The sequence below is a fragment of the Citrobacter sp. EC_71 genome, assembly GCF_019584005.1.
Classification (GTDB): Bacteria; Pseudomonadota; Gammaproteobacteria; order Enterobacterales; family Enterobacteriaceae; genus Citrobacter; species Citrobacter werkmanii.
In genome coordinates, this window is sequence record NZ_VDAY01000032.1 from 1 (window position 1) to 22,196 (window position 22,196).

General features: G+C 53.6%; 20 protein-coding genes and 1 riboswitch. Of the genes, 11 read left to right on the top strand and 9 right to left on the bottom strand.

Annotated elements, in window-relative coordinates; translation table 11 throughout:
* The 9 genes from FHD02_RS22405 to rpoC all read left to right on the top strand — a co-directional run.
* A partial coding sequence (locus tag FHD02_RS22405; protein ID WP_075262496.1) for an elongation factor Tu occupies positions 1-113 on the top strand: 113 nt, incomplete at its 5' end.
* Between the two features lie 230 nt (positions 114-343).
* Complete coding sequence (gene secE, locus FHD02_RS22410; RefSeq protein WP_003033128.1) at positions 344-727, top strand: preprotein translocase subunit SecE; 384 nt, start codon at positions 344-346, stop codon at positions 725-727.
* A 1-nt stretch (position 728) separates the two neighbouring features.
* Positions 729-1,274, top strand: coding sequence for a transcription termination/antitermination protein NusG (gene nusG, locus FHD02_RS22415; protein WP_003033125.1), 546 nt, complete (start codon positions 729-731; stop codon positions 1,272-1,274).
* 156 nt (positions 1,275-1,430) lie between these two features.
* Positions 1,431-1,859 carry a 50S ribosomal protein L11 gene (gene rplK / locus FHD02_RS22420; RefSeq protein ID WP_038636105.1) on the top strand — a complete coding sequence of 143 codons (429 nt, stop codon included), beginning with the start codon at positions 1,431-1,433 and terminating at the stop codon, positions 1,857-1,859.
* A 3-nt stretch (positions 1,860-1,862) separates the two neighbouring features.
* Positions 1,863-2,570: a 50S ribosomal protein L1 gene (gene rplA, locus FHD02_RS22425; RefSeq protein WP_042314242.1), complete on the top strand. Its 708-nt coding sequence runs from the start codon at positions 1,863-1,865 to the stop codon at positions 2,568-2,570.
* A gap of 293 nt (positions 2,571-2,863) precedes the next feature.
* The gene (rplJ, locus tag FHD02_RS22430) at positions 2,864-3,361 is read left to right on the top strand and encodes a 50S ribosomal protein L10 (protein WP_005132895.1); all 498 of its coding nucleotides are present in this window, start codon (positions 2,864-2,866) and stop codon (positions 3,359-3,361) included.
* Positions 3,362-3,427: 66 nt separating this feature from the next.
* On the top strand, positions 3,428-3,793 hold the full coding sequence (gene rplL / locus FHD02_RS22435; protein ID WP_000028882.1) for a 50S ribosomal protein L7/L12: 366 nt from the start codon (positions 3,428-3,430) through the stop codon (positions 3,791-3,793).
* 320 nt (positions 3,794-4,113) lie between these two features.
* Positions 4,114-8,142 carry a DNA-directed RNA polymerase subunit beta gene (rpoB, locus tag FHD02_RS22440; RefSeq protein WP_003033111.1) on the top strand — a complete coding sequence of 1,343 codons (4,029 nt, stop codon included), beginning with the start codon at positions 4,114-4,116 and terminating at the stop codon, positions 8,140-8,142.
* A gap of 76 nt (positions 8,143-8,218) precedes the next feature.
* Entirely contained in the window at positions 8,219-12,442 is a 4,224-nt protein-coding gene (gene rpoC, locus FHD02_RS22445) for a DNA-directed RNA polymerase subunit beta' (protein WP_220394317.1), read from the top strand.
* A gap of 117 nt (positions 12,443-12,559) precedes the next feature.
* Here rpoC and FHD02_RS22450 read toward each other — a convergent pair whose 3' ends face one another.
* The 9 genes from FHD02_RS22450 to FHD02_RS22490 all read right to left on the bottom strand — a co-directional run bounded on the left by FHD02_RS22450 (position 12,560) and on the right by FHD02_RS22490 (position 20,207).
* On the bottom strand, positions 12,560-12,877 hold the full coding sequence (locus FHD02_RS22450; protein ID WP_220394318.1) for a PTS lactose/cellobiose transporter subunit IIA: 318 nt from the start codon (positions 12,875-12,877) through the stop codon (positions 12,560-12,562).
* A gap of 4 nt (positions 12,878-12,881) precedes the next feature.
* Entirely contained in the window at positions 12,882-13,187 is a 306-nt protein-coding gene (locus FHD02_RS22455) for a PTS sugar transporter subunit IIB (protein ID WP_048214121.1), read from the bottom strand.
* Positions 13,188-14,001: 814 nt separating this feature from the next.
* Entirely contained in the window at positions 14,002-15,135 is a 1,134-nt protein-coding gene (gene thiH, locus FHD02_RS22460) for a 2-iminoacetate synthase ThiH (protein WP_220394319.1), read from the bottom strand.
* A complete protein-coding gene (thiG, locus tag FHD02_RS22465; protein WP_220394320.1) occupies positions 15,132-15,902 on the bottom strand; it encodes a thiazole synthase in 771 nt (256 codons plus the stop codon). The genes thiH and thiG overlap by 4 nt, the downstream gene beginning before the upstream one ends.
* A 1-nt stretch (position 15,903) precedes the next feature.
* Positions 15,904-16,104, bottom strand: a complete 201-nt coding sequence (gene thiS / locus FHD02_RS22470; protein WP_001166833.1) for a sulfur carrier protein ThiS — start codon at positions 16,102-16,104, stop codon at positions 15,904-15,906.
* The gene (locus FHD02_RS22475; protein WP_220394321.1) at positions 16,085-16,843 is read right to left on the bottom strand and encodes a HesA/MoeB/ThiF family protein; all 759 of its coding nucleotides are present in this window, start codon (positions 16,841-16,843) and stop codon (positions 16,085-16,087) included. The genes thiS and FHD02_RS22475 overlap by 20 nt, the downstream gene beginning before the upstream one ends.
* Entirely contained in the window at positions 16,836-17,471 is a 636-nt protein-coding gene (thiE, locus tag FHD02_RS22480) for a thiamine phosphate synthase (protein ID WP_000284647.1), read from the bottom strand. Before thiE ends, FHD02_RS22475 begins: the two co-directional genes overlap by 8 nt.
* On the bottom strand, positions 17,471-19,369 hold the full coding sequence (gene thiC / locus FHD02_RS22485; protein WP_137371351.1) for a phosphomethylpyrimidine synthase ThiC: 1,899 nt from the start codon (positions 19,367-19,369) through the stop codon (positions 17,471-17,473). Before thiC ends, thiE begins: the two co-directional genes overlap by 1 nt.
* Positions 19,370-19,450: 81 nt before the next feature.
* Positions 19,451-19,676: riboswitch (TPP riboswitch) on the bottom strand.
* A 51-nt stretch (positions 19,677-19,727) separates the two neighbouring features.
* Positions 19,728-20,207 (bottom strand): Rsd/AlgQ family anti-sigma factor, encoded by a 480-nt coding sequence (locus tag FHD02_RS22490; protein WP_032940921.1) that lies wholly within the window; start codon positions 20,205-20,207, stop codon positions 19,728-19,730.
* A 99-nt stretch (positions 20,208-20,306) separates the two neighbouring features.
* Here FHD02_RS22490 and nudC point away from each other — a divergent pair, with 99 nt between their 5' ends.
* Positions 20,307-21,080 (top strand): NAD(+) diphosphatase, encoded by a 774-nt coding sequence (gene nudC, locus FHD02_RS22495; protein ID WP_038636141.1) that lies wholly within the window; start codon positions 20,307-20,309, stop codon positions 21,078-21,080.
* 50 nt (positions 21,081-21,130) lie between these two features.
* A complete protein-coding gene (gene hemE / locus FHD02_RS22500) occupies positions 21,131-22,195 on the top strand; it encodes a uroporphyrinogen decarboxylase (RefSeq protein WP_042314226.1) in 1,065 nt (354 codons plus the stop codon).
* The last annotated feature ends 1 nt before the right edge of the window (position 22,196 follow it).

The window sequence follows — 22,196 nt, forward strand, 5'->3', positions numbered from 1 at the left end:
AAATGGTTGTTACCCTGATCCACCCGATCGCGATGGACGACGGTCTGCGTTTCGCAATCCGTGAAGGCGGCCGTACTGTAGGTGCGGGCGTTGTTGCTAAAGTAATGAGCTAATTGCCGAATAACATTTGACGCAATGCGCAATAAAAGGGCATCATTTGATGCCCTTTTTGCACGCTTTCACACCAGAACCTGGCTCATCAGTGATTTTTTTTGTCATAATCATTGCTGAGACAGGCTCTGAAGAGGGCGTTTAGTCCGAAACGCACCAGAGCATTTCGGTTTGGATCGCCTCGCTTACGCGGGGTGAAAATGTTTGTAGAATACTTCTGACAGGTTGGTTTATGAGTGCGAATACCGAAGCTCAAGGAAGCGGGCGCGGCCTGGAAGCGATGAAGTGGGTTGTTGTCGCTGTATTGCTGCTTGTAGCTATCGTTGGCAACTACCTTTATCGTGACATGATGCTGCCGCTGCGTGCGCTGGCCGTAGTGATTCTGATTGCCGCAGCGGGTGGTGTCGCGCTGTTGACAACAAAAGGTAAAGCGACCGTTGCTTTTGCCCGTGAAGCGAGAACCGAAGTCCGTAAGGTCATTTGGCCAACTCGCCAGGAAACATTGCACACCACATTAATTGTGGCTGCGGTTACCGCAGTAATGTCACTGATCCTGTGGGGACTGGATGGTATTCTGGTTCGCCTGGTATCCTTTATCACTGGCCTGAGGTTCTAAGATGTCTGAAGCCCCTAAAAAGCGCTGGTACGTCGTTCAGGCGTTTTCCGGTTTTGAAGGCCGCGTTGCCACGTCGCTGCGCGAATATATCAAGTTACAAAATATGGAAGAGCTGTTTGGCGAAGTCATGGTGCCGACCGAAGAAGTGGTCGAGATCCGTGGTGGCCAGCGTCGCAAGAGCGAACGTAAATTCTTCCCGGGCTATGTACTGGTCCAGATGGTCATGAATGATGCGAGCTGGCACCTGGTGCGCAGCGTTCCGCGTGTGATGGGCTTTATCGGCGGTACTTCTGACCGTCCGGCGCCAATCAGCGACAAAGAAGTTGATGCGATCATGAACCGTCTGCAGCAGGTTGGTGATAAGCCGCGTCCGAAAACGATGTTTGAGCCGGGCGAAATGGTTCGCGTTAGCGACGGTCCGTTTGCTGACTTTAACGGCGTAGTTGAAGAAGTGGACTACGAGAAGTCTCGTCTGAAAGTTTCTGTATCTATCTTCGGTCGTGCGACTCCGGTTGAACTGGACTTCGCCCAGGTTGAAAAAGCCTAACACGTCGATCAAAAAAGCGGCGATTTAATCGTTGCACAAGGCGCGAGATTGGAATACAATTTCGCGCCTTTTGTTTTTATGGACTCTGTCCGTAAACGAATTTACAAACACGGGGAGCCTCTTTGAGGCGCTATAACCCAACTAGAGGAATTTAGAATGGCTAAGAAAGTCCAGGCCTATGTCAAGCTGCAGGTTGCAGCTGGTATGGCTAACCCGAGTCCGCCGGTAGGTCCAGCACTGGGTCAACAAGGCGTGAACATCATGGAATTCTGCAAAGCGTTCAACGCAAAAACTGATTCCATTGAAAAAGGTCTGCCGATCCCGGTTGTTATCACCGTTTACGCTGACCGTTCTTTCACTTTCGTTACCAAAACGCCTCCGGCAGCAGTACTGCTGAAGAAAGCGGCTGGTATCAAGTCTGGTTCCGGCAAGCCGAACAAAGACAAAGTGGGTAAAATTTCCCGCGCTCAGCTGCAGGAAATCGCGCAGACCAAAGCTGCCGACATGACTGGTTCCGACATTGAAGCGATGACTCGCTCCATTGAAGGTACTGCACGTTCCATGGGCCTGGTAGTGGAGGACTAAGAAATGGCTAAACTGACCAAGCGTATGCGCGTGATCCGTGACAAAGTTGATGCAACTAAACAGTACGACATCAACGAAGCTATTGCTCTGCTGAAAGAGCTGGCCACTGCTAAATTCGTAGAAAGCGTGGACGTTGCCGTTAACCTCGGCATTGACGCTCGTAAATCTGACCAGAACGTACGTGGTGCAACTGTACTGCCGCACGGTACTGGCCGTTCCGTTCGCGTAGCTGTATTTACCCAGGGCGCAAACGCTGAAGCTGCTAAAGCTGCAGGCGCTGAGCTGGTAGGTATGGAAGATCTGGCTGAACAGATCAAGAAAGGCGAAATGAACTTTGACGTTGTTATTGCTTCCCCGGATGCAATGCGCGTTGTTGGCCAGCTGGGTCAGGTTCTGGGTCCGCGCGGCCTGATGCCAAACCCGAAAGTTGGTACTGTAACTCCTAACGTTGCTGAAGCTGTTAAGAACGCTAAAGCTGGCCAGGTTCGTTACCGTAACGACAAAAACGGCATCATCCACACTACCATCGGTAAAGTGGATTTTGACGCTGACAAACTGAAAGAAAACCTGGAAGCCCTGCTGGTTGCGCTGAAAAAAGCAAAACCGACTCAGGCAAAAGGCGTGTACATCAAGAAAGTTAGCATCTCCACCACCATGGGTGCTGGTGTTGCCGTTGATCAGGCTGGTCTGAGCGCGTCTGCGAACGTCTAAGATTAGCTTTACGTGGGCGGCGAATTTGTCTACAATCTTCGCCCACGATTCTATTAGCTTCGGCCGATAGACAACAGATTTGTTCGTTGGAGCCTGGCCTATCCAGGCCTCCGTCGAAGACCGCAGGTGTTTCGCAAGAAACTTAATGCCCTGCGTAGACGGTGACAGAACGCTAAGATTATTTCTGATACTCTGGCTTGTTTCTGCTCACCGTATTTAGACGCTCTCTCCGTTGGAGGGAGTGAAGTGAGTTCCGGAACATGAGTTCCGGCAAACATCCAGGAGCAAAGCTAATGGCTTTAAATCTTCAAGACAAACAAGCGATTGTTGCTGAAGTCAGCGAAGTAGCCAAAGGCGCGCTGTCTGCAGTAGTTGCGGATTCCCGTGGCGTAACTGTAGATAAAATGACTGAACTGCGTAAAGCAGGTCGTGAAGCTGGCGTATACATGCGTGTTGTTCGTAACACCCTGCTGCGCCGCGTCGTTGAAGGTACTCAGTTCGAGTGCCTGAAAGACACGTTTGTTGGTCCGACCCTGATTGCATACTCTATGGAACACCCGGGCGCTGCTGCTCGTCTGTTCAAAGAGTTCGCGAAAGCGAATGCAAAATTTGAGGTCAAAGCCGCAGCCTTTGAAGGTGAGTTGATTACCGCATCGAATATCGATCGCCTGGCAACTCTGCCGACCTACGAAGAAGCAATTGCACGCCTGATGGCAACCATGAAAGAAGCTTCGGCTGGCAAACTGGTTCGTACTCTGGCTGCTGTACGCGATGCGAAAGAAGCTGCTTAATCGCAGTTATCTTTCTCAAGCATCTGCTTACGTATAAACTTATTCTGATTTTCAGGAACAATTTAAATGTCTATCACTAAAGATCAAATCATTGAAGCAGTATCCGCTATGTCCGTAATGGACGTTGTAGAACTGATCTCTGCAATGGAAGAAAAATTCGGTGTTTCCGCTGCTGCTGCTGTAGCTGTAGCTGCTGGCCCGGCTGAAGCTGCTGAAGAAAAAACTGAATTCGACGTAATTCTGAAAGCTGCTGGCGCTAACAAAGTTGCTGTTATCAAAGCAGTACGTGGCGCAACTGGCCTGGGTCTGAAAGAAGCTAAAGACCTGGTAGAATCTGCTCCGGCTGCGCTGAAAGAAGGCGTGAGCAAAGACGACGCAGAAGCACTGAAAAAATCTCTGGAAGAAGCTGGCGCTGAAGTTGAAGTTAAATAAGCCAACTTTTCTGGTTGCAGCCTAAGAAATTAGGCTGATGGCTGGTGACTTTTTAGTCACCAGCCTTTTTGCGCTGTAAGGCGCCAGTAGCGTTTCACACTGTTTGACTACTGCTGTGCCTTTCAATGCTTGTTTCTATCGACGTCTTAATATACTGCGACAGAGCGTCAGTTCTGTGTAAATCGCAATGAAATGGTTTAAGCGTGATAGCAACAGGCATTGCGGAAAGTATTCGATTTTCCGGTCAACAAAATAGTGTTGCACAAACTGTCCGCTCAATGGACAGATGGGTCGACTTGTCAGCGAGCTGAGGAACCCTAATGGTTTACTCCTATACCGAGAAAAAACGTATTCGTAAGGATTTTGGTAAACGTCCGCAAGTGTTGGACATACCTTATCTCCTTTCTATCCAGCTTGACTCGTTTCAGAAGTTCATCGAGCAAGATCCTGAAGGGCAGTATGGTCTGGAAGCAGCTTTCCGTTCCGTTTTCCCGATTCAGAGCTACAGCGGTAATTCCGAGCTGCAATACGTCAGCTACCGTCTTGGCGAACCGGTGTTTGACGTTCAGGAATGTCAGATCCGTGGCGTGACCTATTCCGCACCGCTGCGCGTAAAACTGCGTCTGGTGATCTACGAGCGCGAAGCGCCGGAAGGCACCGTAAAAGACATTAAAGAACAAGAAGTCTACATGGGCGAAATTCCGCTCATGACCGACAACGGTACCTTTGTTATCAACGGTACTGAGCGTGTTATCGTTTCTCAACTGCACCGTAGTCCTGGCGTCTTCTTTGACTCCGACAAAGGTAAAACCCACTCTTCGGGTAAAGTGCTGTATAACGCGCGTATCATTCCTTACCGTGGTTCCTGGCTGGACTTCGAATTCGATCCGAAGGACAACCTGTTCGTACGTATTGACCGTCGCCGTAAACTGCCTGCGACCATCATTCTGCGTGCGCTGAACTACACCACTGAGCAGATCCTTGACCTGTTCTTTGAAAAAGTTGTTTTCGAAATTCGTGACAACAAGCTGCAGATGGAACTGGTGCCGGAACGCCTGCGTGGTGAAACCGCCTCCTTTGACATTGAAGCTAACGGCAAAGTCTACGTCGAAAAAGGCCGTCGCATCACTGCGCGCCATATTCGCCAGCTGGAAAAAGACGATATCAAGCATATCGAAGTTCCGGTTGAATACATTGCTGGTAAGGTTGCGGCGAAAGACTACGTTGACGAATCTACTGGCGAGCTGATCTGCGCAGCTAACATGGAGCTGAGCCTGGATCTGCTGGCTAAGCTGAGCCAGTCTGGTCACAAGCGTATCGAAACGCTGTTCACTAACGATCTGGACCACGGTCCGTACATTTCTGAAACTGTACGCGTCGACCCAACCAACGATCGTCTGAGCGCGCTGGTAGAAATCTACCGCATGATGCGCCCTGGTGAGCCGCCGACTCGTGAAGCTGCTGAAAGCCTGTTCGAGAACCTGTTCTTCTCCGAAGACCGCTATGACCTGTCTGCGGTTGGTCGTATGAAGTTCAACCGTTCTCTGCTGCGCGACGAAATCGAAGGTTCCGGTATCCTGAGCAAAGACGACATCATTGAAGTGATGAAGAAGCTCATCGATATCCGTAACGGTAAAGGCGAAGTCGATGATATCGACCACCTTGGCAACCGTCGTATCCGTTCCGTAGGCGAAATGGCGGAAAACCAATTCCGCGTTGGCCTGGTGCGTGTTGAGCGTGCGGTGAAAGAGCGTCTGTCTCTGGGCGATCTGGATACCCTGATGCCTCAGGATATGATCAACGCCAAGCCGATTTCCGCAGCAGTGAAAGAGTTCTTCGGTTCCAGCCAGCTGTCTCAGTTTATGGACCAGAACAACCCGTTGTCTGAGATTACGCACAAACGTCGTATCTCCGCACTCGGCCCAGGCGGTCTGACCCGTGAACGCGCAGGCTTCGAAGTTCGAGACGTACACCCGACTCACTATGGTCGCGTATGTCCAATCGAAACGCCTGAAGGTCCGAACATCGGTCTGATCAACTCCCTGTCCGTGTATGCACAGACTAACGAATACGGCTTCCTCGAGACTCCGTACCGTAAAGTGACCGACGGTGTTGTTACTGACGAAATTCATTACCTGTCTGCTATCGAAGAAGGCAACTACGTTATCGCTCAGGCGAACTCCAACCTGGATGACGAAGGCCACTTTGTAGAAGATCTGGTTACCTGCCGTAGCAAAGGCGAATCCAGCTTGTTCAGCCGCGACCAGGTTGACTACATGGACGTATCCACCCAGCAGGTGGTATCCGTCGGTGCGTCCCTGATCCCGTTCCTGGAACACGATGACGCCAACCGTGCATTGATGGGTGCGAACATGCAACGTCAGGCCGTTCCGACTCTGCGCGCTGATAAGCCGCTGGTTGGTACCGGTATGGAACGTGCTGTTGCCGTTGACTCCGGTGTTACTGCAGTGGCTAAACGTGGTGGTACCGTTCAGTACGTCGATGCTTCCCGTATCGTTATCAAAGTTAACGAAGACGAGATGTATCCGGGCGAAGCAGGTATCGACATTTATAACCTGACTAAATACACCCGTTCTAACCAGAACACCTGTATCAACCAGATGCCTTGCGTATCTCTGGGCGAGCCGGTTGAACGTGGTGATGTGCTGGCAGACGGTCCGTCCACCGACCTCGGTGAACTGGCGCTGGGTCAGAACATGCGCGTGGCATTCATGCCATGGAATGGTTACAACTTCGAAGACTCCATCCTCGTATCTGAGCGTGTTGTCCAGGAAGACCGTTTCACCACCATCCACATTCAGGAACTGGCATGTGTGTCCCGTGACACCAAGCTGGGGCCGGAAGAGATCACCGCTGACATCCCGAACGTGGGTGAAGCTGCGCTCTCCAAACTGGATGAATCCGGTATCGTTTATATCGGTGCGGAAGTGACCGGTGGCGACATTCTGGTTGGTAAGGTAACGCCGAAAGGTGAAACCCAGCTGACGCCAGAAGAGAAACTGCTGCGTGCGATCTTCGGTGAGAAAGCGTCTGACGTTAAAGACTCTTCTCTGCGCGTGCCAAACGGTGTTTCCGGTACGATTATCGACGTTCAGGTCTTTACTCGCGATGGCGTAGAAAAAGACAAACGTGCGCTGGAAATCGAAGAGATGCAGCTGAAGCAGGCTAAGAAAGACCTGTCTGAAGAACTGCAGATCCTCGAAGCTGGCCTGTTCAGCCGTATCTACGCTGTGCTGGTTTCCGGTGGTGTTGAAGCTGAGAAGCTCGACAAACTGCCGCGTGACCGCTGGTTAGAACTCGGCCTGACCGACGAAGAGAAACAAAATCAGCTGGAACAACTGGCTGAGCAGTACGACGAACTGAAACACGAGTTCGAGAAAAAACTCGAAGCGAAACGCCGTAAAATCACTCAGGGCGACGATCTGGCACCGGGCGTGCTGAAGATTGTTAAGGTTTATCTGGCGGTTAAACGTCGGATCCAGCCTGGTGATAAGATGGCAGGTCGTCACGGTAACAAGGGTGTAATCTCTAAGATCAACCCGATCGAAGATATGCCACACGATGCTAACGGTACGCCGGTAGATATCGTACTGAACCCGCTGGGCGTACCATCGCGTATGAACATCGGTCAGATCCTTGAAACCCACCTGGGTATGGCTGCGAAAGGTATCGGCGATAAGATCAACGCCATGCTGAAACAGCAGCAGGAAGTCGCCAAACTGCGCGAATTCATCCAGCGTGCTTACGATCTGGGTTCAGATGTTCGTCAGAAAGTTGACCTGAATACCTTCAGCGATGAAGAAGTTCTGCGTCTGGCTGAAAACCTGAAAAAAGGTATGCCGATCGCAACGCCGGTCTTCGACGGTGCGAAAGAGTCTGAAATCAAGGAACTGTTACAGCTGGGTGGCCTGCCGACTTCCGGTCAGATTACCCTCTTCGACGGTCGTACCGGTGAGCAGTTCGAGCGCCAGGTTACCGTTGGCTACATGTACATGCTGAAACTGAACCACCTGGTTGATGACAAGATGCACGCGCGTTCTACCGGTTCTTACAGCCTGGTTACTCAGCAGCCGCTGGGTGGTAAGGCTCAGTTCGGTGGTCAGCGCTTCGGGGAGATGGAAGTGTGGGCGCTGGAAGCATATGGCGCGGCATACACCCTGCAGGAAATGCTCACCGTTAAGTCTGATGACGTGAATGGTCGTACTAAGATGTATAAAAACATCGTGGACGGCAACCATCAGATGGAACCAGGCATGCCGGAATCCTTCAACGTACTGTTGAAAGAGATTCGTTCGCTGGGTATCAACATCGAGCTGGAAGACGAGTAACTCTCGATCAAACAGGTCACTGGTGCTGGCGTAACAGCCAGCGCCAGATTGTGCTAACTCCGACGGGAGCAAATCCGTGAAAGATTTATTAAAGTTTCTGAAAGCGCAGACTAAAACCGAAGAGTTTGATGCGATCAAAATTGCTCTGGCCTCGCCAGACATGATCCGTTCATGGTCTTTCGGTGAAGTTAAGAAGCCGGAAACCATCAACTACCGTACGTTCAAACCTGAGCGTGACGGCCTTTTCTGCGCCCGTATCTTTGGGCCGGTAAAAGACTACGAGTGCCTGTGCGGTAAGTACAAGCGCCTGAAACATCGTGGTGTGATCTGTGAGAAGTGCGGCGTTGAAGTGACCCAGACCAAAGTACGCCGTGAGCGTATGGGCCACATCGAGCTGGCGTCTCCGACCGCGCATATCTGGTTCCTGAAATCGCTGCCGTCCCGTATCGGTTTGCTGCTCGATATGCCGCTGCGCGATATCGAACGCGTACTGTACTTCGAATCTTATGTGGTTATCGAAGGCGGTATGACCAACCTGGAACGTCAACAGATCCTGACTGAAGAGCAGTATCTGGACGCGCTGGAAGAGTTCGGTGACGAATTCGACGCGAAGATGGGTGCGGAAGCTATTCAGGCCCTGCTGAAGAGCATGGATCTGGAGCAAGAGTGTGAAACTCTGCGCGAAGAGCTGAACGAAACCAACTCCGAAACCAAGCGTAAGAAGCTGACCAAGCGTATCAAACTGCTGGAAGCTTTCGTACAGTCTGGCAACAAGCCAGAGTGGATGATCCTGACCGTTCTGCCGGTTCTGCCGCCAGATCTGCGTCCGCTGGTTCCGCTCGATGGTGGTCGTTTCGCAACGTCAGATCTGAACGATCTGTACCGTCGCGTGATCAACCGTAACAACCGTCTGAAACGTCTGCTGGATCTGGCTGCGCCGGACATCATCGTACGCAACGAAAAACGTATGCTGCAGGAAGCGGTTGACGCCCTGCTGGATAACGGTCGTCGCGGTCGTGCGATCACCGGTTCTAACAAACGTCCTCTGAAATCTTTGGCTGACATGATCAAAGGTAAACAGGGTCGTTTCCGTCAGAACCTGCTCGGTAAGCGTGTTGACTACTCCGGTCGTTCTGTAATCACCGTAGGTCCATACCTGCGTCTGCATCAGTGCGGTCTGCCGAAGAAAATGGCACTGGAACTGTTCAAACCGTTCATCTACGGCAAGCTGGAACTGCGTGGCCTCGCCACCACCATCAAAGCCGCTAAGAAAATGGTTGAGCGTGAAGAAGCTGTCGTTTGGGATATCCTGGACGAAGTTATCCGCGAACACCCGGTACTGCTGAACCGTGCACCAACCCTGCACCGTCTGGGTATCCAGGCATTTGAACCGGTACTGATCGAAGGTAAAGCTATCCAGCTGCATCCGCTGGTTTGTGCGGCATATAACGCCGACTTCGATGGTGACCAGATGGCTGTTCACGTACCGCTGACGCTGGAAGCCCAGCTCGAAGCGCGTGCGCTGATGATGTCTACCAACAACATCCTGTCTCCGGCGAACGGCGAACCTATCATCGTTCCGTCTCAGGACGTTGTATTGGGTCTGTATTACATGACCCGTGACTGTGTTAACGCCAAAGGCGAAGGCATGGTGCTGACTGGCCCGAAAGAAGCAGAGCGTATCTATCGCGCTGGCCTGGCCTCTCTGCATGCGCGCGTTAAAGTGCGTATCACTGAATATGAAAAAGATGAAAACGGCGAATTCGTTGCGCACACCAGCCTGAAAGACACGACCATTGGTCGCGCCATTCTGTGGATGATCGTACCGAAAGGTCTGCCTTTCTCCATCGTCAACCAGGCGCTGGGCAAGAAAGCCATCTCCAAAATGCTGAACACCTGTTATCGCATTCTGGGCCTGAAGCCGACCGTTATCTTCGCTGACCAGACAATGTACACCGGCTTTGCTTATGCAGCGCGTTCAGGTGCATCTGTTGGTATTGATGACATGGTCATCCCAGAGAAGAAACACGAGATCATCTCTGAAGCGGAAGCTGAAGTTGCTGAGATCCAGGAGCAGTTCCAGTCTGGTCTGGTAACCGCTGGCGAACGCTATAACAAAGTTATCGATATCTGGGCTGCGGCGAACGATCGTGTATCCAAAGCGATGATGGATAACCTGCAAACTGAAACCGTTATTAACCGTGACGGCGTAGAAGAGCAGCAGGTTTCCTTCAACAGCATTTACATGATGGCCGACTCCGGTGCGCGTGGTTCTGCAGCACAGATTCGTCAGTTGGCTGGTATGCGTGGTCTGATGGCGAAGCCAGATGGCTCCATCATCGAAACGCCAATCACTGCGAACTTCCGTGAAGGTCTGAACGTACTCCAGTACTTCATCTCTACTCACGGTGCGCGTAAAGGTCTGGCGGATACCGCACTGAAAACAGCGAACTCCGGTTATCTGACGCGTCGTCTGGTTGACGTTGCGCAGGATCTGGTTGTTACTGAGGACGATTGCGGCACTCTGGAAGGCATCACCATGACCCCGGTTATCGAGGGTGGCGATGTTAAAGAGCCGCTGCGCGATCGCGTATTGGGTCGTGTGACTGCTGAAGACGTTCTGAAGCCGGGTACGGCGGATATTCTGGTTCCACGCAACACGCTGCTGCACGAACAGTGGTGTGACCTGCTGGAAGAGAACTCCGTTGACTCCGTGAAAGTTCGTTCCGTTGTATCCTGTGACACCGACTTTGGTGTATGTGCGCACTGCTACGGTCGTGACCTGGCGCGTGGCCATATCATCAACAAAGGTGAAGCAATCGGCGTTATCGCGGCACAGTCCATCGGTGAACCGGGTACACAGCTGACAATGCGTACGTTCCACATCGGTGGTGCGGCATCTCGTGCGGCTGCTGAATCCAGCATCCAGGTGAAAAACAAAGGTAGCATCCGTCTGAGCAATGCGAAGTCGGTTGTTAACTCCAGCGGTAAACTGGTTATCACCTCACGTAACACTGAACTGAAACTGATCGACGAATTCGGTCGTACCAAAGAAAGCTATAAAGTGCCTTACGGCTCCGTTATGGCGAAAGGTGATGGCGAACAGGTTGCTGGCGGCGAAACCGTAGCGAACTGGGATCCGCACACCATGCCGGTTATCACCGAAGTGAGTGGTTTCGTCCGCTTCACTGACATGATCGACGGCCAGACCATTACTCGTCAGACCGACGAGCTGACCGGTCTGTCTTCTCTGGTGGTTCTGGATTCTGCAGAGCGTACTGCGGGTGGTAAAGACCTGCGTCCGGCACTGAAAATTGTTGACGCTCAGGGCAACGACGTTCTGATCCCAGGCACCGATATGCCTGCTCAGTACTTCCTGCCGGGTAAAGCGATTGTTCAGCTGGAAGATGGCGTACAGATCAGCTCTGGTGACACCCTGGCCCGTGTACCGCAGGAATCCGGCGGTACCAAGGACATCACCGGTGGTCTGCCGCGCGTTGCCGACCTGTTCGAAGCACGTCGTCCGAAAGAGCCGGCAATCCTGGCTGAAATCAGCGGCATCATTTCCTTCGGTAAAGAAACCAAAGGCAAGCGTCGTCTGGTTATCACCCCGGTAGACGGTAGCGAACCTTACGAAGAGATGATTCCGAAATGGCGTCAGCTTAACGTGTTCGAAGGTGAACGTGTAGAACGTGGTGACGTTGTTTCCGACGGTCCGGAAGCGCCGCACGACATCCTGCGTCTGCGTGGTGTACATGCTGTAACTCGTTACATCGTTAACGAAGTTCAGGACGTATACCGTCTGCAGGGTGTTAAGATTAACGATAAACACATCGAAGTTATCGTTCGTCAGATGCTGCGTAAAGCCACCATCGAAAACGCTGGTAGCTCCGACTTCCTGGAAGGCGAGCAGGTTGAATACTCCCGCGTCAAGATCGCTAACCGCGAGCTGGAAGCGAACGGCAAAGTGGGTGCAACGTTCTCCCGCGATCTGCTGGGTATCACCAAAGCGTCTCTGGCAACCGAGTCCTTCATCTCTGCAGCATCGTTCCAGGAAACCACGCGTGTCCTGACCGAAGCAGCTGTTGCAGGTAAACGTGATGAACTGCGCGGTCTGAAAGAGAACGTCATCGTGGGTCGTCTGATCCCGGCAGGTACCGGTTATGCGTACCACCAGGATCGTATGCGCCGTCGCGCAGCGGGCGAACTGCCAGCTGCACCGCAGGTAACTGCTGAAGATGCGTCTGCCAGCCTGGCAGAACTGCTGAACGCAGGCCTGGGCGGTTCTGACAACGATTAATCGTTGCCGACCATAATAAAAAAACCCGCTTCGGCGGGTTTTTTTATGTCTATGTTTATGCCTGATGGCGCGGTGCTTCTCAGGCCTGGGAGGCTACGAAGCCATCCGGCTGTATCATTAATTTACCGGTGGTAACCGCCGATAAAGCTCAATCATATCGCCGGCCAAATCCTGAATCACCATCGCGTTCATCAGGTGATCCTGCGAATGGACGGTGATGAGATTAACCGGTAGTTTGCCAGTGCCTTCGTCAATACCAATAAGCTGGGTCTGGATTTTATGCGCTTGTTTGACGTACTCGCGTGATTCCTTCATCGCTTGTTCTGCTCCGGCGAAATCTCCTTTACGCGCCAGCTGTAGCGCCGCCAGGGCCTGACTGCGCGCAGCGCCGGCGTTTACCAATAATTCCATGATGATCGTTTCTAACTCTTCCATGCCATCACTCCAGTAGTTTCAGCGCTTTGTCCAGTACAGCATCGCCTTTCATCATGCCGTAATCCATCATATCGATGACGGCGACCTTTTTACCTAGCGGATCGGCGAGCGCCTGCAGCTTGGCCTGTTCGTACTTGACCTGTGGGCCGAGCAAAACGATATCCGCTGTAGCGATATTCTCTGCAAATTCAGCCACCGGGACGGCTTTGATAGTGACGTCGACGCCTTTTTTCTGGGCGGCATCTTTCATCCTTTGCACCAGCATGCTGGTGGACATTCCGGCGGCACAGCATAAAACGATGTTTTTCATAAGCAGTCTCGATCAACATGTGTGAGTTGATAATTATCGCGAGCCAGCAATAGCAACAACTGCTTTGCAACGATTGTGTGCAAGGCATCACAAAGAAAGCCGCTTTTTCTGAAACCGGTTACAAAAAGAGGCCAAACCCTGCGATCTGGACCGGGGCCAGCGGCTTTTTGGCACGCTTATCACATGCTGGAATATATAATTACTGTCAATAAAGACATGTTATAAAAAACAGTATTGACAGCGTTTTTTAAACCCGTATGTTAATACTTAACAGCGGAGAAATTGTAGTTTGCTGTTAACGTAGTAAGTGTTAGTAGAGCTTGATTGGGGTTTGCGATAAAGGCCACGAAGTATCTTTTGTTTGGGATAGTCGATGCTGAAAACGCTATTTTTTCACTTCGACAATGCTTTCAGGCCACGTAGTTGATTTATCTAATCGCAAAAAGTTAGTAAAACGCGACGATGTAACGCCATGATTTAATAGTAAATATTTGCGATTTCTGTTTTTCTGGTTATCGCAAGGGAAATAAGGCAACGCATCAAAGAGTATATGTCGCGAGGGGAAGTGTACTTGTTTAGGTCACCAGCCTTGAGTTCTATTATCAAGCCGGTGGAATGTGTTTAACGGTAAATAGAGGAAAGTTTTAGTTAGCATCAATATCCAATATTATCTGTGGTAAACCTGTACATTTTAAAGTAGTACCATCAGCAGTACTAAATCGTTAAGTTTATTAATGTTAAATCTGAAGTTTGTAGTAACTTAAAGCCCTGACTGCAATAGTCAGGGCTTTTGTTTAATGCGATCGCTCCGGGTTTACGGTATCTGCGCAGCGCGCCCCAGATAGCTGTCCCAGTCTTTCCACACGGGTTGTAATCCCTGAGCCATTAGTGCTTCAGCAACGGCTTCGGGGCGACGATTGTCGTGCGGGGCGAACTGTTCCAGCTCTGGATGGTTATCGGCATAACCGCCGGGCTGGGTTTTCGAGAAGGCGCTGACATTGTTGATCGTCAGCGGGATCACATGGTCACGAAACCAGGGGGATTCGCGGGTGGAGAGCGACAGCTCAATTTCCGGTGCCAGTAAACGAAACGCGCAAATGGTCTGGAGCAACTGTCGCTCGTCCATGATAGATGCGGGTTCAACGCCCCCGGTGCATGGGCGCAGACGAGGAAAGGAGATGGAGTAGCGGCTCTGCCAGTAATGCTGCTGCATCCACAGCAGATGTTCGGCGACCATATAACAATCTACCCGCCAGCTGTCAGACAAACCAATCAGCGCGCCAAGACCGATTTTATCGATTCCAGCACGGCCCAGCCTGTCCGGTGTTTCCAACCGCCAGAAGAAATCCTGCTTTTTCCCCTTTAAATGATGATGGGCATAAGTCGCTTCATGATAGCTCTCCTGATACACCATCACTCCGTCCAGCCCCAGCGTCTTCAGCTCGGCATACTCCTCGGTTGCCAGCGGCTGCACTTCCATATGCAGCGATGAGAACTGCTGGCGAATGGCCGGGAGATGGCGACGAAAGTAGTCCATCCCCACTTTGCTCTGATGTTCGCCAGTGACCAGCAGCAGGTGTTCAAAACCCAACTCGCGGATGGCGGCGCACTCGCGGGTGATCTCTGCCTCGTCCAGTGTCTTACGCTTGATACGGTTGCTCATAGAAAAACCGCAGTAGGTGCAGTCATTGGCGCAGAGGTTTGAGAGATAAAGCGGCACGTAAAAACTGACGGTGTTGCCGAAGCGCTGGCGAGTCAGCCTTTGCGCCCGCTGCGCCAGCGGTTCAAGGTAATCGGCGGCGGCGGGGGAGAGCAGTGCCATCAGGTCGTCACGACTTAGCTGTGGAGCGTTAAGCGCGCGTTCCACGTCAGCGGCGGTTTTACCGTTGATGCGCAGACGAATGTCGTCCCACTCCAGCTGTCGCCATCGGTCGGTGAAGGTTTTCATGCTAACGCCTCCAGAAACCCGGTGAGCGGGCTGGTGGCGCAGGCCTGCGAACTTTTGCTTCCTGGCACCGCCTGACGGGCCAGTAATCCGGCTTCCACCGCCAGACGAAAGGCGGTTGCCATCATCACCGGCTCGTCCGCCACGGCAATCGCTGTGTTGACCAGTACCGCATCAGCGCCCATTTCCAGCGCCTGCGCCGCGTGGCTGGGCACGCCGATCCCGGCGTCGACCACCACCGGCACGGTCGCCTGCTGGATAATAATCTCCAGCATCGCTTTGGTTTCCAGCCCCTGATTCGAACCGATAGGCGCGCCGAGCGGCATTACCGCCGCGCAGCCGACCTCTTCCAGCCGCTTGCACAACACCGGATCCGCTCCGCAGTAGGGCAGCACCACGAAGCCCTGCTTCACCAGCGCCTCGGCAGCTTTTAACGTTTCGATCGGGTCCGGCAATAGCCAGCGGGCGTCCGGGTGGATTTCTAATTTCAGCCAGTGGGTGCCCAGCGCTTCACGCGCCAGTTGGGCGGCGAAGATCGCCTCTTCGGCAGTTTTCGCCCCAGAGGTATTGGGCAGCAGCGTGACGCCCGCTTCAATCAGCGGCGCCAGAATCGCATCGTTGTGCTGGCGCAGGTCCACGCGCTTCATCGCCAGCGTCACCAACTGGCTGCCGGAAGCGCGAATTGCCTCGACCATCAGTTGCGATGAGGCAAACTTCCCGGTACCGGTGAACAGATGTGAATCAAACGTTTTGTCGGCAATACGTAACATCTCAACCCCCTGCAATAACCTGAAAAAGCAGGATCTGGTCGCCTTCCTGCACGATTTGCTGTTCCCACTGCTCGCGCGGCAGGATCTGCTGATTGAGCGCCAACGCTGCGCCCGGTTTGAGCTGGTTGAGCTGGATAAGCAGCCCGCTGACGGTTTGCCCTGCGGCGCACTGCATCGGCTCATCATTGAATTGAATTTGCATGCTGCCCTCCGCATACCGGACAGCCGCTGGCGCGACGCAGCGCGAGGCTGCGCCACTGGCTGGTTTTGCCGTCAAACAGACGTAGCTGCCCGTTCGGTGTTTCAATACCGCTGAGTAATTTAATCGCCTCCAGCGCCTGCAAGGTACCCATCACGCCAACCACCGGACCGAGCACGCCAGCGTTGCGGCAGTTGCGTTCCGGCTCCACATCATCTGGCCACAGGCAGCGGTAACAGCCTTGCTCCCACGGCGGCGTGAGCACCATCAACTGGCCGCCAAAGCCGACGGCGCTGGCGGTGATGAGTGGGGTATTGAGCGCGACGCAGGCGGCGTTGATTTCCTGGCGCGTGGTCATGTTATCGGTACAGTCGAGCACCACGTCGGCACGCGAAACCGCATGCCGGAGCGCATCGCCTTTTAGTCGCTGCTGGAGTGCTACCAGTTCGATATCCGGGTTGAGCCGCGTCAGGCGCTGCTGGGCAACCTGAGATTTTGAACGCGCGATATCATCGGTGGTAAACAGGATCTGGCGCTGCAAATTGCTCAGATGAATGTCGTCATCGTCTACCAGCGTCAGTTTGCCAATGCCTGCTCCCGCCAGATACAGCGCGGCAGGCGAACCTAACCCGCCTAAACCTACGATCAGTACATGACTCGCGAGCAGCTTTTGCTGGCCTTCAATGGCGATATCGCCGAGCAGGATTTGCCGGCTGTAGCGCATAAAATCGCGGTCATTCATCGCCAACTCCCGCAATATCCAGTAACTGCGCGGTAGCGGCGCGCCAGTCGGCGGCCTGAGTAATGGCGCTAACCACAGCCACGCTACCGACGCCGGTCGCCAGTACTGACGCGGCGCGTTCAAGGTTGATGCCGCCAATGGCCACGGTCGGGTAATCCGCCAGTCGTTCAATATGACTGGCCAACTGCGCCAGCCCCTGTGGGGCGGAAGGCATCTGCTTGGTTTGCGTCGGGAAGACGTGGCCGAGCGCGATATAAGAAGGCTTAGCGGCGAGTGCGACGTCAATCTCCATATCATCGTGAGTCGATACGCCGAGGCGTAAGCCCGCCGCCTGAATGGCCTTCAGGTCGGTGGTTTCAAGGTCTTCCTGGCCCAGATGCACGCCGTAAGCGCGGTGCTTAATTGCCAGACGCCAGTAATCGTTGATAAACAGACGGGCGTTATAACGACGCCCCAGTGCGATGGCGGCGATAACGTCGGCTTCCACCTCTTCATCGCGCTTATCTTTGATACGCAACTGGATCGTGCGTACGCCCGCCTCCAGCAGGCGTTCAATCCATTCAACGCTGTCTACCACCGGGTAAAGCCCGAGGCGGAACGGCACGGTTGGGAAATCAGGCTGATACATCAGGCTTCCTCCCGTTTGAGATAAATTTCGCCGCCTTTGGCGCGGAAGTTCTCCGACATATCCGCCATGCCGACTTCAATGGTTTGTGCGGCGGCGTAGTCACGTACTTCCTGGCTGATTTTCATCGAGCAGAACTTCGGCCCGCACATGGAACAGAAGTGAGCGACCTTACCGGACTCCTGCGGCAGGGTTTCATCGTGATAAGCGCGGGCGGTGAACGGGTCGAGTGCGAGGTTAAACTGATCTTCCCAGCGGAATTCAAAGCGCGCTTTCGACATGGCGTTATCGCGGATCTGCGCGCCCGGATGTCCTTTGGCTAAATCCGCGGCGTGGGCGGCGATTTTGTAGGTGATTAGCCCCTGCTTCACATCTTCTTTGTTCGGCAGGCCGAGGTGTTCTTTCGGCGTCACATAACACAGCATCGCGCAGCCAAACCAGCCGATCATCGCGGCACCAATGCCGGAGGTGAAGTGGTCATAGCCCGGCGCGATGTCGGTGGTCAACGGCCCCAAAGTGTAGAACGGCGCTTCGTGGCAGCTCTCCAGCTCTTCGGTCATGTTGCGCTGAATCATATGCATCGGCACGTGTCCCGGGCCTTCAATCATCACCTGCACGTCGTATTCCCAGGCGATTTTGGTCAGCTCGCCCAGCGTATGCAGCTCGGAGAACTGCGCTTCGTCGTTGGCGTCCTGAATGGAGCCGGGACGCAGGCCGTCGCCCAGCGACAGGGAAACGTCGTAGGCGGCGCAGATTTCACAAATCTCGCGGAAATGTTCGAACAGGAAGTTCTCTTTGTGATGCGAGAGGCACCACTTCGCCATGATCGAACCGCCGCGTGAGACAATGCCGGTCAGGCGTTTGGCGGTCATCGGCACGTAGCGCAGCAGCACGCCCGCGTGAATGGTGAAGTAGTCGACGCCCTGTTCGGCCTGCTCCAGCAGCGTGTCGCGGAACGCTTCCCAGGTGAGATCTTCGGCGATCCCGTTTACCTTTTCTAACGCCTGGTAGATCGGTACGGTGCCGATCGGTACCGGGCTGTTACGCAGGATCCACTCGCGGGTTTCATGAATATAGCGGCCGGTGGAGAGGTCCATCACGGTATCCGCGCCCCAGCGGGTCGACCACACCAGTTTTTCCACCTCTTCTTCGATGGAGGAGGTGACCGCCGAGTTACCGATGTTGGCATTCACTTTCACCAGGAAGTTGCGGCCAATGATCATCGGCTCCGATTCCGGGTGGTTGATGTTGGCAGGAATAATCGCGCGGCCTGCGGCCACTTCATCACGCACGAATTCCGGGGTGATGTTTTCCGGCAGGCGCGCGCCGAAACTCATCCCCGGGTGCTGGTGGCGCAGCACTTCGCTGCGAATGCGCTCGCGGCCCATGTTTTCACGGATGGCGATGAACTCCATTTCGGGCGTGACGATCCCCAGGCGGGCGTAGTGCAACTGGGTGACGCACTTGCCCGCTTTGGCGCGTTTTGGCGTCAGCAGGCCGGTAAAGCGCAGCTCGTCCAGACCATCGTCGGCCAGACGTTCTTTGGTGTAAGCCGAGCTACGGTCGTCTAATTCTTCGCTATCGTTACGTGCATCAATCCACGGCTGGCGCAGTTTCGCCAGACCCTGCTGGACGTTAATCGCCACCTCAGGATCGCCATACGGGCCGGAGGTGTCGTACACCGGCACGGCTTCGTTGTCTTCAAACTGCGGGTTATCTTTACTGCCGCCAATCAGCGTTGGGCTCAGCTGGATCTCACGCATTGGGATGCGGATATCCGGCTTTGAACCGGTGATGTAGATACGTTTTGACTCAGGAAAGGCGGTCCCTTCCAGCGTATTGATAAAGTGTTGCGCCTGGGCGCGTTGTTCGCGGCGTGATGGTTTAGTAGTGACAGACATAGCTCATTCCAAAAAAGTAAGGACGTGGCTTGTCAGACGACGGATGAAGCAAGAGAGACGATCGCCCAAGGGCGATGCGGTTGCAGATTGACTCTTGTTCCCTTCGCAGGTTTTAGCCTGATCAGGTTCCGCGGATCCCGAATTAACGGTCTCAGCCTTTTCCACGTCATCCTTCGTGCTGCCTCTTTGTTGGCTTCGTCCGCTCACTCCAGTCACTTACTTAGGTAAGCTCCTGGAGATTCACTGACTTGCCGCCTTGACGCATCACGAATGCTTTTGTGGAAAATAAGCACTCCGACAAGAAGTAACCTCTATCTTAGAGGTAATGAATGTAAACTACGCGTTAATGCGGAAAATCTCAAGCCGGGCGTTTGAATTCGCTAAGCGTTTTAAAGGCCAGCATGATCAGCTGATCTTCCAGCCGGAAACGAGCCTCCAGCGCTTCGCCAATATCGGAAAGCGCCTGCTGGAGCTGGTGAACGTTATCCTCATCGATAGCGTTTTCCAGCGTTGAGTCATAGTAATCCATTATCAGCTGGGTATTGGCATCCAGCTGTGGCCAGATTTTACTGGCGTTTAAAAGCGGACTCTCACCTTCCATTTTATGGATAATGCGTTCATAAATACTGAAGTGTCCGGCAGACAGATAGTCGACCAGACGCTGGCAAAAATTATCGAGCGCTTTCTCATTGAGGCGCATAAACGACTCTTTGCCCGGTTTCAGGCCAACCAGATCGTAGTAAGCCACGAGCAGGTGCTTACGAATATTCAGCCAACGGTCGACCAGTTTATGATGCCCATGGACACGCTCTTTCAGGTGTTCTAACTGGTTTAACATACGTTGACCCTCGTATCGATAAGTTTAAAATCTGCTCATGTCAATCTTGTAAAAATAATGTTAATAACATGCCTGTGAAGCAAAGGTAGCGCAAGAGATATGGATCGAATAATTGAAAAATGGGATCGCGGCTGGTGGATTGTGAGCCACGAACAAAAATTATGGTTGCCTGCTGGGGAATTACCCTATGGCGAGGCGATAAATTTCGATCTTGCGGGCCAGCGCGCACTTCAGATAGGTGAGTGGGAAGGCGATCCGGTCTGGCTGGTGCAGCAGCCGCGTCGCCACGACATGGGTTCGGTGCGCCAGGTCATCGACCAGGATGTGGGCCTGTTTCAGTTGGCGGGGCGCGGCGTACAACTGGCCGAGTTCTACCGCTCGCATAAATTCTGCGGCTATTGCGGGCACACGATGCACCCGAGCAAAACCGAATGGGCGATGCTTTGTAGCCACTGCCGCGAGCGCTATTACCCGCAAATCGCTCCCTGCATTATCGTCGCCATTCGCCGTGATGATTCGATCCTCCTTGCCCAGCATGTTCGCCATCGTAACGGTGTGCATACCGTGCTGGCTGGTTTTGTCGAAGTAGGTGAAACCCTGGAGCAGGCGGTGGCGCGTGAAGTCATGGAAGAAAGTGGTATCAAGGTGAAAAACCTGCGCTACGTGACCTCGCAGCCGTGGCCGTTCCCACAATCGCTGATGACGGCGTTTATGGCAGAGTACGACAGCGGCGACATTGTCATCGACCCGAAAGAGCTGCTCAATGCCAACTGGTATCGCTACGACGATTTACCGCTCTTACCCCCACCTGGCACCGTCGCGCGTCGTTTGATCGAAGATACGGTGGCAATGTGTCGGGCTGAGTACGAGTAAAGAACGAGTGGTGATACACTGTGGGACTGACGCAATAAGGAACTGCAAAAATGACCGAACTGAAGAACGATCGTTATCTGCGTGCGCTGCTGCGCCAGCCCGTTGATGTCACCCCGGTATGGATGATGCGCCAGGCGGGTCGCTATCTACCGGAATATAAAGCCACGCGCGCCGAGGCAGGCGATTTCATGGCGCTGTGCAAAAACGCCGAGCTGGCCTGCGAAGTGACGCTGCAGCCGCTGCGTCGCTACAAGCTCGATGCGGCGATCCTCTTCTCGGATATTTTGACTATTCCGGATGCAATGGGGCTTGGGCTGTACTTTGAGGCCGGGGAAGGCCCGCGCTTCACCTCACCGATTACCAGCAAGGCCGACGTTGAAAAACTGCCGATTCCGGACCCGGAAGGCGAGCTGGGTTACGTGATGAATGCGGTGCGCACCATTCGCCGTGAGCTGAAGGGCGAGGTGCCGCTGATAGGTTTCTCCGGCAGCCCGTGGACGCTGGCGACCTACATGGTGGAAGGCGGCAGCAGTAAAGCCTTCACCGTGATTAAAAAGATGATGTATGCCGACCCTAAAGCGCTGCATCTGCTGCTCGATAAGCTGGCGCAGAGCGTCACGCTGTACCTGAACGCGCAGATTAAAGCGGGCGCGCAATCGGTAATGATTTTCGACACCTGGGGTGGCGTGCTGACCGGGCGCGACTATCAGCAGTTCTCGTTGTACTACATGCATAAAATCGTTGACGGTTTGCTGCGCGAAAACGAAGGCCGTCGTGTACCGGTGACTTTGTTTACCAAAGGCGGCGGTCAGTGGCTGGAAGCGATGGCGGAAACCGGCTGTGATGCGTTAGGTCTCGACTGGACAACAGATATCGCCGATGCGCGCCGTCGCGTTGGCCATAAGGTGGCGCTGCAGGGCAATATGGATCCGTCCATGCTGTATGCGCCGCCGGCACGGATCGAAGACGAGGTAGCGACTATACTTGCAGGTTTCGGCCAGGGTGAAGGTCACGTCTTCAACCTCGGTCACGGCATCCATCAGGATGTGCCGCCGGAACATGCCGGGGTGTTTGTGGAGGCGGTGCATCGCCTGTCCGAACAATACCACCGCTAAG